The following is a 13,077-nucleotide window of genomic DNA, read 5'->3' on the forward strand; positions in this document are numbered from 1 at the left end:
CGCCCGGATAAGCATCAGCGCGCGGGCGACAGACCCTGCTGTGAGTGCTTGATGACGGGTTCTTTTTTACCGATCATCTGCGCCGATGAGGACGGCGCACTGAAATGGGCGGCCTTGCCCAGAAATGCGAAGCAACTCTCCAGCCGTGCCTTTTCATTGGCCGACAACTGTGCGGCGTAATTGAGTGCCAGCATGGTTTGTTGTTCTACCTCTTTCTGCCAGACAATCTTGCCTTTCAGGCGCAAAGGCTGCTGATTGCGGTAGTCATCCAGATTGGCAAACGGGGTCATGATTTCCAGTTGTACATCGCCATCAGGCTGTATCAGCGGTGTGGGAAGACGCAGCTTCATGCCGGACAGCGACAGGTCGGTGCTGATGCATTCCAGTTGCTGCTGGCGATGGTTAAGCTTGACCAGTAGTTTGTTGTCGGCCCGAGGCTTGGCGCGCTGCTCGCTGACCGGCAGTAGCGCTTCCGGCTCGCGTTCAAACTCGAAGCTGGCCAGCAGATCGCGCAATTTTTGGGTGACCTCGTACAAGTCGTGGCTGATCAAGCCGGTGGTGTGTACGCGTGCCGTACTTTGTTCCAGCGTGTCGTACAGGCCGGACAGGCGCATTTGCTGACGCAAGACGCACTCGTTTTGCTGATCGACCACATGGTGAATTTGGTGGGCAACCTGACGTGTGTCTTCGGCGCTTTGGGCGATGGCATCTATCGTTGCCAGCGTATTGGCTGACTGTGCCAACCCGCTTTGCGTGCTGCTGGCAATCGCATTGATGGCATGGCCACTCTCGGCCAGTAAAGTGGAAAAACGCTGGATGATGGCCATGATGTCATTGGTGGCGCTGGCGGTACGCTGAGCTAGATTGCGTACTTCATCGGCGACAACGGCAAAGCCACGCCCGGATTCGCCTGCGCGCGCAGCCTCGATGGCCGCATTGAGCGACAGAATATTGGTTTGCTCGGTGATATGGCGGATCACATCTACGATATTGCCTATCTCTTCGCCGGCTTGCGTGAGGGCTCTGACTTTATCCTCGGCCTCTTGTGTGCGCTCGCCGATTGTGCCCATTTCTGCCTGGCTGTTTTGTACCGCTTTTAGTCCATCTTGTGCGCGTCGCCGGGTTTCTTCGACCTGTGCGATCGCCTGATCGGACAATAGCTTCACTTCGCTGACGGCCGTTTGCACGGCCGTGGATGCGTCGTTCACCTCCCGCGCCTGTTCCGATTGGATGCGGTTGACGCCGACGATGTCGCTACTGATTTCGGATATCTGGTAGGAGGAGACGGCAATTTGCTGGCTGGCCTGATGGATATTGCGCAAATGCTGGGCCAGTTGCCTGACCATCTGCTCCAGGCTGCCCAGTATGCTATCGCTGTCGCCGCGCGTGTTTTCATGCGTTTGCAGGCGTCCATTTGCCACGGCGCGTACCAGTTGCTGGGCCATCGCCGGTTCGCCACCCATGATGGAAAACAGGCGTTTTCCCAGACGGATATTGCCGCCCAGTAGCAGCAGCAGGGCTAGCAGCGAGACACCACAGCTGGTGTAAATCAAATCGCGTATGCTGGCATCCGCTTGTGCGGTGTCCGCCGCGACTTTGGCGTCCAGCCTGCTGGCCAGTTGATCTAGCGTGCCGGCCAGACGAGCGGCGGCGGCATCAAATCCGGTTTCCGGCTGCTTCATTATGACATTGCCGGCTTCCCGCCCACTGTCGATATAAGCATGGGCCATGCGCTCGCCGGTGTTGTACAGCGGATCAATCAGTGCAGAAGCAGCGTGGATTTCGTTGGCGAGCGTCGTTTGTTGCTGGCCCAGTTGCTGCAATAGCGCTTTGGCGCGGTCGCGATGCTGGCGCGCATCGCTAAAATCTGCCACGCCGACGGCGGAAGCATCGGTTAAAAATTGCTGAATCTGGACAACGTGAAAGCGTACATCCTTAAATGCCGCGATGGCGGTGCTGGTCTGGCGGTTGGCCGCCTCGGCTTCATTTAGATGGACGCTTTGTTGCGCCACCAGCAAAGCGCCCGCCAGAATGACGGCAGCAATCAACAGGGTTTGTCGCAAGAGCAAAGTACGCAGGGAAAATATGGACTGGCTTTCGGGATTTGAATGGGCTGTTTAGCCGCGGATTTTCTGGATCAGGCTGAAGCTCGCCAGTGTCAGTGCTCCAGCGATAATGCCGACCAGCGCATTAAGCAGGGTAGGCAGCATGAAAAACAGTTGCCCCTGCTGTTCGATTGCATGGTGTAAGGGGGTAATGCCGTGTACCAGAATGCCGCCGCCGACCAGGAACATGGCGATGGTGCCGACCACGGTCAGCGTTTTCATCAGCCAAGGGGCGGTCGCCAAAATGGCGCGCCCCAGGCTGCGCAGGCCAGGGCTTGGGCGTTGTAGCAGCCATAGTCCGCCATCATCCAGCTTGACGATGGCCGCTACCAGTCCGTATACCCCGATCGTCATCACCACTGCAATGGCGGCAAGCACCGCCAGTTGCTGGCTGAAGCTTGCGCCGGCCACGGTACCCAGCGAGATCACCACAATTTCGGCCGACAGGATAAAGTCGGTACGGATGGCCCCCTTGATCTTGTCCTTCTCCACCGCCAGCAAATCGGTGTCGGGTTGCGCCAGCGCAGCGGTAAGTTCAGCGGCGTGGCTTTGTTCTTCGGCCGGGTGCAGCATTTTGTGCGCCAGCTTTTCCACGCCTTCAAAGCAGAGAAACAGCCCGCCCAGCATTAAGAGCGGCGTGATGGCCCACGGTGCGAGCGCGCTGATGGCCAGCGCCAGCGGCACCAGAATCAGTTTGTTGATGAACGAGCCTTTGGCTACCGCCCACACTACCGGCAGCTCGCGCCGGGCATCTACGCCGGACACTTGCTGTGCATTCAGGGCCAGATCGTCGCCCAGTACCCCGGCGGTTTTTTTGGCGGCGACCTTGGTCATCAGCGCGACATCGTCGAGGATGCTGGCGATATCATCGAGCAGGATCAGTAGGCTGCTGGCCATGAGGTACTCCGCACGGAGAAATAAAGCGCCATTTTAGCTGGCCACACCTGCTTTTGCTATTTGTTTGTCATTTAGCGGTGCGCCATAAAAAATACCCGCACCGAAAGGGTGCGGGTAGAGTCAGACCTCTGACAAAAAGGCGTTTACAGACCTTGCTGCAATTGCTCAAGGATCTGCGGGTTTTCCAGTGTCGAGACGTCCTGGGTGATTTCCTCGCCCTTGGCAATGGAGCGCAGCAGGCGGCGCATAATCTTGCCGGAACGGGTCTTGGGCAGGTTTTCACCGAAGCGGATATCGTCCGGCTGCGCGATCTTGCCGATTTCGTGCGCCACCCAGCTCTTGAGTTCGGCCGCCAGTTTCTTGGCTTCTTCGCCTTCCGGACGGGCGCCCTTGAGGACGACGAAGGCGACTACGGCTTCGCCCTTTACGTCGTGTGGCTTGCCGACGACGGCGGCTTCAGCGACCAGCGGGTTGGCGACCAGTGCCGATTCGATTTCCATGGTGCCCAGGCGGTGACCGGAGACATTCAGTACGTCGTCGATGCGGCCCATGATCCAGAAATAACCATTTTCGTCACGGTTAGCCGAGTCGCCGGCGAGGTAGTACTGGCCGTTGAACTCTTCCGGGAAGTAGGTCTTCTTGAAGCGATCCGGGTCATTCCAGATGGTGCGCACCAGGCTAGGGAAGGGCTTCTTGATGACCAGAAAGCCGCCGCGGCCCGGCTCAACCTGGGCGCCGGACTCGTCGACGATGTCGGCGATAATGCCTGGCAAAGGCAGGGTGCACGAGCCTGGCTTGGTCGGCACTGCGCCTGGCAGTGGCGCAATCATGGCCGAGCCGGTTTCGGTCTGCCACCAGGTGTCAACGATAGGGCAGCGGCCACCGCCGACCACTTCGTAGTACCACATCCACGCTTCCGGATTGATCGGCTCGCCCACGGTGCCCAAGAGGCGCAGGCTGGACAGGTCGTACTGCTTGGGCAGATCGCCGCCGAGCTTGATCAGCGAACGGATCGCGGTGGGTGCGGTATAGAAGGTGGTGACCTTGTGTTTTTCGATCATGCGCCAGAAGCGGCCTGCATCCGGGTAGGTCGGGATGCCTTCGAAAATGATCTGGGTTGCGCCATTGGCCAGCGGGCCGTAGCAGACATAGGAGTGGCCGGTGATCCAGCCCACATCGGCGGTGCACCAGAATACGTCGTTCGGCTTGTAGTCGAATACCCAGCGGAAGCTGTTGGCGGCGCCCAGAAGATAGCCGGCACTGCTGTGCTGGATGCCTTTAGGTTTGCCGGTCGAGCCGGAGGTATAAAGGATGAACAGCGGCTCTTCGGCATTCATCCATTCAGGTTCGCAATGCTCGCTCTGGCCTTCGGTCAGCTTGTGCCACCAGATATCGCGGCCTTCAACCCAGTTGGCGCCGCTATTGGTGCGCTGGTAGACGATGACATTGCGTACGGTCTCGCAGCCTTCCATGGTCAGTGCTTCGTCGACGGTGGCTTTGAGCGGAACGGTCTTGCCGCCGCGCAGGCCTTCGTTGGCGGTAATCACGGCGACGGCACCGGCATCCTGAATACGGTCGCGTACGGCACCGGCGGAGAAGCCGCCGAATACCACCGAGTGGATGGCGCCGATACGGGCGCAAGCCTGCATCGCGACGATGGCTTCAACCACCATCGGCATATAGATGACGACGCGGTCGCCTTTTTTGATGCCTTGCGCCTTGAGACCGTTGGCGAACTGGCAGACACGCTGATACAGCTCGGCGTAGGTCAGACGGGTGACTTCACCGTCGTCGGCTTCGAAAATAATGGCGATCTTGTTGGCGTTCAGCGGCAGATGGCGGTCGATGCAGTTGTGCGAGACGTTCATTACTCCATCGTCGAACCACTTGTAAAACGGCGCCTGGCTATCATCCAGAACGCGCGAAAACGGTTTTTTCCAGCTGATGACTTCACGCGCCAGGTCGCCCCAGAACGACAGGTAATGGTCGTCGGCTTCTTCGCACAGGACATTGTAAGCTTCCATCCCCGAGATGGTGGCCTTGCGGCGGAAGTCGTCCGATGGATCAAAGCTGCGGGTTTCTTTGAGGATAGATTCGAGGGCGGACATGGGTGAATTCCTTTTCAACTTGGGTGTATTTCAAGCCGCACCCTAGTGAAGGGTGCGGCCAGTCAAACGCGTTAAGGCTTAGTGCTTGGAGGCACCGCTGGCACCGATACCGGTCATGGCACGGACAAACTGTGCACCGAAGCGGGCTTTTTCTTCTGCGGCCTGTTTGGAGCTGTCGGTGACAGAGAACAACCAGGTAAAGAAGAAGGACATGGTCATCGAGAAGATGGCCGGGTTCTTGTACGGGAAGATGGCAGCTTCATGCTTCATGACATCTACCCATACTGCTGGGCCGAGGATAATCAGCACGACGGCGCTGATCAGACCGATACTGCCGCCAAGGACAGCGCCGCGAGTGGTCAGACCCTTCCAGAACATGGACAGGAACAGCACCGGGAAGTTGGCCGAAGCGGCGATGGAGAAGGCCAGGCCCACCATAAAGGCGATGTTTTGCTTCTCGAACAGGATGCCCAGCAGCATGGCGATCACGGCCAGTGCAATGGTGGTCATCTTGGAGACGCGCATTTCGTCTTTTTCGTTGGCTTTGCCCTTCTTGATTACCGAGGCGTAGATGTCATGCGATACCGCCGAAGCGCCGGACAGGGTCAGGCCTGCAACCACCGCCAGAATGGTGGCGAAAGCGACAGCCGAGATAAAGCCCAGGAACAGGTTGCCACCGACCACTTCGGACAGGTGGATGGCTGCCATATTGTTGCCGCCGATCAGCTGGGTCACTTCCTTGCCGTTCTTCATCACGGTTTCCATCATGCCTGGCTGGTTCAGTACCAGGAAGATCGCGCCAAAGCCGATGATGAAGGTCAGGATGTAGAAGTAGCCGATAAAGCCGGTGGCGTAGAACACCGATTTGCGGGCTTCTTTGGCATCAGATACGGTGAAGAAGCGCATCAGGATGTGTGGCAGGCCGGCAGTACCGAACATCAGGGCCAGACCCAGCGAGATTGCATCAATCGGGTTGGAAACCAGGCCGCCCGGCTCCATGATCGCCAAGCCCTTGTCGTGCGCGTCGACGGCCATTTCGAACATGTGGTTCAGGCTGAAGTCGGCCTTGCCCAGCACCATGAAGGCCATGAACGAGGCGCCGGAGAGCAGCATGATAGCCTTGATGATCTGTACCCAGGTGGTGGCCAGCATGCCGCCGAACAGCACATACAGCATCATCAGAATGCCAACCAGGATCACTGCCGAGCCATAGCTCATACCGAACAAGAGCTGGATCAGCTTGCCTGCGCCCACCATTTGCGCGATCAGATAGATCGCCACCACCACCAGCGTGCCGGTTGCAGCAAACAGGCGTACCGGTGTTTGCGCCAGACGGTAGGAGGCGACGTCGGCAAACGTGAATTTACCCAGGTTACGCAGACGCTCGGCGACCAGGAACAGGATGATCGGCCAGCCGACCAGAAAACCCATGGAGTAGATCAGGCCGTCGTAGCCCTTTTCGTACACCATGGCGGAAATACCCAGAAAGGAGGCGGCCGACATATAGTCGCCGGCAATGGCCAGGCCGTTCTGGAAACCGGTAATGCCGCCGCCGGCGGTGTAAAAGTCGGAAGCGGACTTGGTCTGGCGTGCGGCCCAGTAGGTCACACCAAGGGTGCCGGCCACGAAGATGAAAAACATCACGATGGCGGAGATGTTAAGCGGTTGCTTCTCAACTTCGCCGGTCATGGCTTCACCGGCCATGACCAGTGCAGGCAAGGCGGCCAGCAGGCCGGCAGTGAGGGAGGTCAGGCGAGCTTTCATTATTTGCGGGCCTCTTCGACGATTTGCTGGTTGAGGGTGTCGAATTCGTTGTTGGCCTTGCGCACATAGATGCCGGTGAGCAAAAAGGCCGAAACGATGATGAATACGCCGATCGGAATGCCGATGGTAATGACCGAACCCGCTGCTATCGGCGTGCCGAGTAGTTTAGGGTCAAAGGCCAGAGTCAGAATAAAGCCGTAATAGATCACCAACATGATGATCGACATCTTCCACCCGTAGCTGGTTTTCTTGTGAACCAGTTCGATGAACTTCGGGTTGGACTGTACTTTCTTGAGCACGTCCTCGTTCATTGTGTCCTCCTTGCCTTTTGTAGGGGCGGAACCGCTTTGGCACCGCGTGCAAGGAATCTAAGTGAACTGACGAATGCGCGGCTAATCGCTTTTTTTGATTGAATGAATTAGCGTGACGAATGATGCACTGCAATAGTTGTTTAAATTCATGTAGTTACAGTTGATTTAAAACTCTAATCACGGCACAAAATATTTGATTTGAGTATGGTGTTTTTGGGTTTTTCTTGTCCTGCAGTGATGACTCTAAGACAATGCTTTTGTAATAAAAAATAAAGCATGTCGAACCGAACATGCCGTCAGACTGAAACAGGGGAAGAATTGCATGGAAATTTATCAGCTGCGTACCTTCGTAACCGTGGCCCAGCAGGGGCATCTGACACAGGCCGCCGAGTTGCTGCATCTGTCCCAGCCTGCGGTGACAGCGCAAATCAAGGCGTTGGAAGAGGAGGTGGGCATGCCCTTGTTTGAGCGCAGTGCCGGAGGGGTCAATCTGACGGTGGCTGGTGCCGAGTTATTGCCTCAGGCCCAGTCCATTCTGGCCGGTGCACGTGAACTGATTAATCGTGCCAAAAACCTGAAGGGGCAGTTGGCCGGCAAGGCCAATATCGGCATTACGCTGACGCCGGACACCTTGCGTGTTGGCCCTTGGGTGGCGCGTCTGGTCGAACGCTACCCATTGCTGGATTTGCGTCTGCATCATGGCGTGACCGGTGATGTATTGAATCTGGTGCGCAAAAAGGAGCTGGATGCGGGTTTTTATCTGGGCAAAAACCCGTATGTGAATGTGACGACTGTGCCGCTGGCGCAAGTCGCTTTTCGTATTATCATGCCTTTGGGGTGGGAGGCGCGCCTCAATAGCATGAGTCATAAAGCCTTGGGCAAATTGCCATGGATTGGCATCTCGCAGTTTTCCAGCCTGTCCAAGATTACGGCCGAACTATGGCGCGAGCTGAATATCGCCCCGCGCAAAGTCACGGAGTGTGATCACCTGTCTGCCTTGCAGGAGCTGGTGATAGCGGGGGTGGGGCTGGCGCTGGTGCGTGAAGATGATGCGCTGGCCGCCGCACGCGCCGGCCTGGTCTGTGTGGTGCCCGATATCGTCAAGTTGGCGGAGTTGCAGTTTGTCTATCCATCCGAGCGCGACGGCGACCCGATACTGGCGGCCTTGCTGGGTGAGTTGCTGCCGGTATGGGGCTTGCCCGCAGCGCTTAAGAACGGGGCGGGGCAATAACCGCGTCAGTGGCCGGGTGTTTGTTGTCCGCTTATCCACCTAGAATGGCGGGATGACGATACCGACCCCCTTATTGCAAGTACCCCGTTTTGCGGGCTTGCCCGCAATATTTTACCGCGCTACGGCGCCGACAGCCTTGTACTCGCCACGCCTGGTGATGGCCAATGCGGCATTGGCGCGGGAGTTGGGGCTGGATGCGGCGCACCTGAGTACGCCCGATAATCTGGCCTTGTTTTGTGGCAATGCACTGCCTGGGCATGGTTTGCCGCTCGCTACGCGTTATGGCGGCCACCAGTTTGGCGTCTGGGCCGGGCAGCTGGGCGATGGCCGTGCCTTATTGCTGGGCGAGCGGGCGTGCCCCAACGGGCAACGCGTGGAAGTCCAGCTTAAGGGGGCCGGCGTGACACCGTTTTCGCGCATGGGCGACGGGCGTGCAGTTTTACGCTCCAGCATTCGTGAATATCTGGCCTCCGAGGCGATGCATGCGCTGGGGATCCCGACTACACGCGCCTTATTGCTGGCGACTTCGGATGATGCGGTCTACCGGGAGCGGCCGGAGACGGCGGCGGTGCTCACTCGGGTAGCGCCCAGCTTTATCCGCTTTGGCCATTTCGAGTTGCTTTATCATCAGGGCCAGCATGATGAAATCCGCCAGCTGGCCGATTTTGTCATCGACCAGTATTTGCCGGCCTGTCGCGATGCAGCTCAGCCTTATCAGGCGTTGTTTGCTGAGGTTGTTGCCCGTACCGCCAGCCTGCTGGCGCAGTGGCAGGCCGTTGGTTTTTGCCATGGCGTGATGAATTCGGACAATATGTCGATATTGGGGCTGACGCTGGATTACGGTCCGTTTGGTTTTATCGACGGTCTGAACCTCGGCCATATCTGCAACCACTCCGATCACAGCGGGCGCTATGCCTATCAGCAGCAGCCGCAGATTGCCTTATGGAATCTGTACTGCCTCGCCTCATCATTTTTACCGCTGGTTGCCGAGCCCGAATTGCGTAGCGAGCTTGACCGTTATGATGACCTGTACCAGACGGCGTATCTGGCCTGCTTTCGTGCCAAACTGGGTTTGGCTACCGAGTGCCAGGAAGATGCGGCGCTGATTGCAAGCCTGTTGCACACTTTGCACGCTTACCACACCGATTTCACGCTGTTCTTCCGTACCTTGGCGGCGTTTGATCCCGGTGCGGTCTCCGCCCCGGTCGCCGTGCTGGATTTGCTGGTGGATCGCGAGGCCGGCTTGAATTGGCTGGCGCGCTACCGCGCGCGCCTGATGCAGGAAACCCGACCGCAAGCAGCGCGCCAGCTGGCGATGCAAGCGGTGAATCCGGCTTATGTGCTGCGCAATCATCTGGCCGAACAGGCGATTAGGCTAGCGTGTGACGCAGGGGACTACCGCGAGATTGCGCGTCTGGCCCGCTGTCTGGCCATGCCTTTTAGCGAGCAGGCCGAGTTTGCGTCTTATGCCGCTTTGCCGCCCGAGTGGGCGGCCGCGTTAGCCGTGAGCTGTTCCAGCTAAACCGCTACTGATCAGCCGTGGAGTGTCACCCATGAAAATCGAAGCCGTTGCCGCAAGCGCCAAGCTGCAGTCGCACGACCCGCCGCATCAGCCTCTGCCTTCATTTACGCAAGGCAAAAACGGGCAAGCGGATGCCGGCGCGATCTTTGATGAAACGCTGGATAGCGAGCAGCGCCGTCATGCTGCCGGCGAAGGTGAAAGCGCAGATGGGCGCGAAGATGGGGGCGCAGCGTGTCAGCGGCGCCAAGCGGCACGCTCACGGCTGTTTTTGCTGGCGCAAAGCGTAGAGCTGCTGGGAGAGCGCCTGCTGGGCGCGACCTTGCCGGTGTTGTTGCACGCCGGTGCCGATTTACTGTGGATGGTGCAGGAACTCATGTCGGTGGTCGAAGATCTGGCTGAGCCGGCCTTGTCCGAGGCTGATCAGCGCGCCTGTCAGGCGGTGCTAGCGCGCCTGAAAAGTGAGGGTGCGTTTATTGAGGCGCGCAGCGGGCGCGCACTGGATGCGGCCTTGTATGGCCAGCTGGATGCGCTGGCGCAGCGGCTAGCCTGATGGTGCGCAAGGGCCTGCGCTTATGGTGTATCCGGCGTGCCCCAACTGTCGCGGTAAACCAGTTCGCTCAAGGGGCGGCGGCTATCCCAGCCTGCTGTTTCCAGCATCGGTGCCGGATAGAATTCGGGTACCGGGCCGATGCATAAAATCGCTACCGGCTGGCTGTCTGGCGGCATTTTGCATAGCGCGCGCAAATAGTCCGGTTCGAAAATAGACACCCAACCCAGACCTATGCCTTCGGCGCGTGCTGCCAGCCACATATTCTGGATGGCACAGGCCACCGAGGCCAGATCCATTTCCGGCATGGTGCGCCGGCCTAATACATAAGGTTCGCGCTTTTCCGCCAACGCCACCACCAGCACTTCAGCACAGCTTTCTATTCCCTCCAGCTTGAGTTGCCTGATTTGCGCGGCCCGCTCGGGCAGCGCCTGGGCGGTACGCTCGCATTCCTCGCTCACATGCTGGTGTATGCGTGCGCGCAAGGCCGGATCGGCCACACGCAAGAAGCGCCATGGCTGCATATAGCCGACGCTGGGGGCCAGATGGGCGGCTTCTATCAGCCGTGCCAACTGGCCGTCTGCCAGCGGCTCGGCGCTGAAATGGCGCATATCGCGCCGCTCGCGCATGACGCGATAAACGGCCTCGATCTCGGTTGTCGAGAAGGCGTGTGGGTTCATAGGGAATTGTGCCTGTACGGTCGGGATGGAGCGGGCGATTGTACTGTGGTTTTTAAACGTCTTTAAAGCGCAAGACGGGTGAAATCTTTATTTTGTTTATTATGTTAAACGGCTAGGTGTAATACTATTACTATTATAAAAAAGCCGTATACCTTTAATAGCGGCAAAAAAACTTTAAGCTATTGTGGCCTTATCCTTCCGAGGAGGTGTAATGAAAATCGCGCATAAATTGCTGTTGTTGATTGCAGCGGGCATTGCCGCTTGCTTATTGCTAGGCGCAGTGTCTTTATGGCAGTTATCGCAAATGGGGCAAAAAATCGATGATGCTTACGACAGCACTTTACCCAGTGTGATTGTGTTATCCGATATTCGCAGCCAGTACCTGATGCTGGATGGGCAGGTTAAATCCCGTGTTCTGGACCAGAACGGGGGAAAAGCGGCACAGCTAGAGGGGGAAATCAGCAAGGTGCAGCAGGGCTTGGATAAGGCGGTCGCCGACTATGCGCCTTTGCTATGGGATGATGAGGACCGTACGCTTTACGCCAAGGTCAAACAACAAGTCGAACTCGTTAAGCAGGGTTTCGGGCAGGTGGTGACCTTGTCGCGCGCAAACCGTAGCGATGAGGCGATGACCGCTTTGCTGGCACTCGGCACGCAACAGGCGCAGCTGCTTGCGGCGCTGGATGCGCATATGAAGTACAACCTTGATTTTGTCGCAACCGACAAGCAGGCAGCCCTTGATGCAGAGACCCATGCCCAGTGGATCACTCTGGGTATGCTTGGTTTGGTTTCTCTGCTGTTAGCAGGGGGGGGCGCTTTATTGTATCGGCAAATTGCCGGCGATCTGGCGCGTGCTCAGCAGACTGTGGGGACGATCCGCCAGACGCTGGACTTTACGACCCGCATTCCGGTACGTGGTGGCGATGAAATTTCTGCCATGTTGAGTGAATTCAATGCCTTGATGGCGCAGATGCAGCAGAGTCTGAAAACGCTGCAAGGTGGCGCCAGCGAGGTGGCACAATTGGCAGGAGAATTGTCCGGTGCGGCAGGCCATGTCTCGCATGGCTCGCAGACGCAAAGCGCATCGGCGGCCACTATGGCCGCTGCGCTGGAGCAAATGACGGTCAGCATCAATCATGTTGCCGAGCGTACGCGCGAGGCGGATGGTTTATGCCGTCAGGCCGGCAGCGAGGCACAGGGCGGTGCCTTGGCAATAGGTCATACCGTCAGCAATATCGAGGCGATTTCTAGCTCAGTGAGTGATGCATCAGGCGAACTGACCAAGCTGGATACGCAAAGCCGCGAGATCGAGACCATGATCAATGTGATCCGCGAGGTGGCCGAGCAGACCAATTTGCTGGCGCTCAACGCTGCGATCGAGGCGGCGCGCGCCGGCGAGAGTGGCCGCGGCTTTGCCGTGGTGGCGGATGAGGTCAGAAAGCTGGCCGAACGCACCGCCGGTTCGACGCGGGATATTGCCCAGATCGTAACCGGAATACGTAGCGTCTCGGCGGACGCGGTTGCCAGCATGCAGCAGGCGGTCGGCAAGGTGGAAGAGGGGCAGGGCGGGGTGAGCCAGGCGCAGCAGCGCGTTGCCGGTATTGTGAGCGCCTCGGCCAATAGCAGCGAACTAGTCGGCGAGATTGCGACGGCGATAGGCGAGCAAAGCATCGCAGCCAATAGCATTGCCTCGCAAGTGGAAAGTGTGGCGCATATGGCGGAAGAAAACTCGGCCGCCGCCGCTCAAGCTGCCGCCCAAGCCGAGCAGCTGGGTTTGCTGGCGCAGCGTATGCGTGGTGAAGTGGCGCTGTATAAGCTTTGAATCGTATGCCGTGTTCGATTAGCACCCGGTTTCCCTCGATGGGGACCGGGTGTTTTTTTGGGCGATGTACCGGTTGGATGCGGGAAAACC

The 13,077-nt window shown here is 58.1% G+C and carries 10 protein-coding genes; 4 read left to right on the plus strand and 6 right to left on the minus strand.

Going from position 1 to position 13,077, the window contains the following annotated elements; genetic code table 11:
- Nucleotides 1–14 precede the first annotated feature (14 nt).
- The 5 genes from M3P88_RS14910 to M3P88_RS14930 all read right to left on the minus strand — a co-directional run bounded on the left by M3P88_RS14910 (nucleotide 15) and on the right by M3P88_RS14930 (nucleotide 7,185).
- Nucleotides 15–2,063: a methyl-accepting chemotaxis protein gene (locus tag M3P88_RS14910; RefSeq protein ID WP_249616783.1), complete on the minus strand. Its 2,049-nt coding sequence runs from the start codon at nucleotides 2,061–2,063 to the stop codon at nucleotides 15–17.
- Nucleotides 2,064–2,117: 54 nt separating this feature from the next.
- Nucleotides 2,118–3,002, minus strand: a complete 885-nt coding sequence (locus M3P88_RS14915; RefSeq protein WP_249616784.1) for a DUF808 domain-containing protein — start codon at nucleotides 3,000–3,002, stop codon at nucleotides 2,118–2,120.
- A gap of 143 nt (nucleotides 3,003–3,145) precedes the next feature.
- Nucleotides 3,146–5,110: an acetate--CoA ligase gene (gene acs / locus M3P88_RS14920; protein WP_249616785.1), complete on the minus strand. Its 1,965-nt coding sequence runs from the start codon at nucleotides 5,108–5,110 to the stop codon at nucleotides 3,146–3,148.
- 78 nt (nucleotides 5,111–5,188) lie between these two features.
- Complete coding sequence (locus M3P88_RS14925) at nucleotides 5,189–6,874, minus strand: cation acetate symporter (RefSeq protein ID WP_249616786.1); 1,686 nt, start codon at nucleotides 6,872–6,874, stop codon at nucleotides 5,189–5,191.
- Entirely contained in the window at nucleotides 6,874–7,185 is a 312-nt protein-coding gene (locus M3P88_RS14930; protein WP_249616787.1) for a DUF485 domain-containing protein, read from the minus strand. Before M3P88_RS14930 ends, M3P88_RS14925 begins: the two co-directional genes overlap by 1 nt.
- 322 nt (nucleotides 7,186–7,507) lie before the next feature.
- Between M3P88_RS14930 and M3P88_RS14935 the strand changes: the two genes are divergently transcribed.
- The 3 genes from M3P88_RS14935 to M3P88_RS14945 are packed head-to-tail and all read left to right on the plus strand — an operon-like array spanning nucleotide 7,508 to nucleotide 10,488.
- Complete coding sequence (locus M3P88_RS14935; RefSeq protein ID WP_249616788.1) at nucleotides 7,508–8,416, plus strand: LysR family transcriptional regulator; 909 nt, start codon at nucleotides 7,508–7,510, stop codon at nucleotides 8,414–8,416.
- A gap of 52 nt (nucleotides 8,417–8,468) precedes the next feature.
- Nucleotides 8,469–9,938 (plus strand): protein adenylyltransferase SelO, encoded by a 1,470-nt coding sequence (locus M3P88_RS14940; RefSeq protein WP_283773236.1) that lies wholly within the window; start codon nucleotides 8,469–8,471, stop codon nucleotides 9,936–9,938.
- Between the two features lie 31 nt (nucleotides 9,939–9,969).
- Nucleotides 9,970–10,488, plus strand: coding sequence for a hypothetical protein (locus M3P88_RS14945; RefSeq protein WP_249616790.1), 519 nt, complete (start codon nucleotides 9,970–9,972; stop codon nucleotides 10,486–10,488).
- 20 nt (nucleotides 10,489–10,508) lie between these two features.
- Here the strand turns inward: M3P88_RS14945 and bluB are convergent, their stop codons facing one another.
- Nucleotides 10,509–11,165: a 5,6-dimethylbenzimidazole synthase gene (bluB, locus tag M3P88_RS14950; RefSeq protein WP_249616791.1), complete on the minus strand. Its 657-nt coding sequence runs from the start codon at nucleotides 11,163–11,165 to the stop codon at nucleotides 10,509–10,511.
- A 211-nt stretch (nucleotides 11,166–11,376) separates the two neighbouring features.
- Here bluB and M3P88_RS14955 point away from each other — a divergent pair, with 211 nt between their 5' ends.
- Nucleotides 11,377–12,987, plus strand: coding sequence for a methyl-accepting chemotaxis protein (locus M3P88_RS14955; protein WP_249616792.1), 1,611 nt, complete (start codon nucleotides 11,377–11,379; stop codon nucleotides 12,985–12,987).
- Nucleotides 12,988–13,077: the final 90 nt, after the last annotated feature.

Origin of the sequence: Craterilacuibacter sp. RT1T (assembly GCF_023502145.1) — a bacterium.
Classification (GTDB): domain Bacteria; phylum Pseudomonadota; class Gammaproteobacteria; order Burkholderiales; family Chromobacteriaceae; genus Craterilacuibacter.

What these genes read in the sequence shown, in the direction of transcription:
- M3P88_RS14935 (WP_249616788.1), top strand. Translation starts at nt 7,508, where the DNA reads ATGGAAATTTATCAGCTGCGTACCTTCGTAACCGTGGCCCAGCAGGGG.
- acs (WP_249616785.1), bottom strand. Translation starts at nt 5,110, where the DNA reads ATGTCCGCCCTCGAATCTATCCTCAAAGAAACCCGCAGCTTTGATCCA.
- M3P88_RS14945 (WP_249616790.1), top strand. Translation starts at nt 9,970, where the DNA reads ATGAAAATCGAAGCCGTTGCCGCAAGCGCCAAGCTGCAGTCGCACGAC.
- M3P88_RS14940 (WP_283773236.1), top strand. Translation starts at nt 8,469, where the DNA reads ATGACGATACCGACCCCCTTATTGCAAGTACCCCGTTTTGCGGGCTTG.
- M3P88_RS14925 (WP_249616786.1), bottom strand. Translation starts at nt 6,874, where the DNA reads ATGAAAGCTCGCCTGACCTCCCTCACTGCCGGCCTGCTGGCCGCCTTG.
- bluB (WP_249616791.1), bottom strand. Translation starts at nt 11,165, where the DNA reads ATGAACCCACACGCCTTCTCGACAACCGAGATCGAGGCCGTTTATCGC.
- M3P88_RS14915 (WP_249616784.1), bottom strand. Translation starts at nt 3,002, where the DNA reads ATGGCCAGCAGCCTACTGATCCTGCTCGATGATATCGCCAGCATCCTC.
- M3P88_RS14930 (WP_249616787.1), bottom strand. Translation starts at nt 7,185, where the DNA reads ATGAACGAGGACGTGCTCAAGAAAGTACAGTCCAACCCGAAGTTCATC.
- M3P88_RS14955 (WP_249616792.1), top strand. Translation starts at nt 11,377, where the DNA reads ATGAAAATCGCGCATAAATTGCTGTTGTTGATTGCAGCGGGCATTGCC.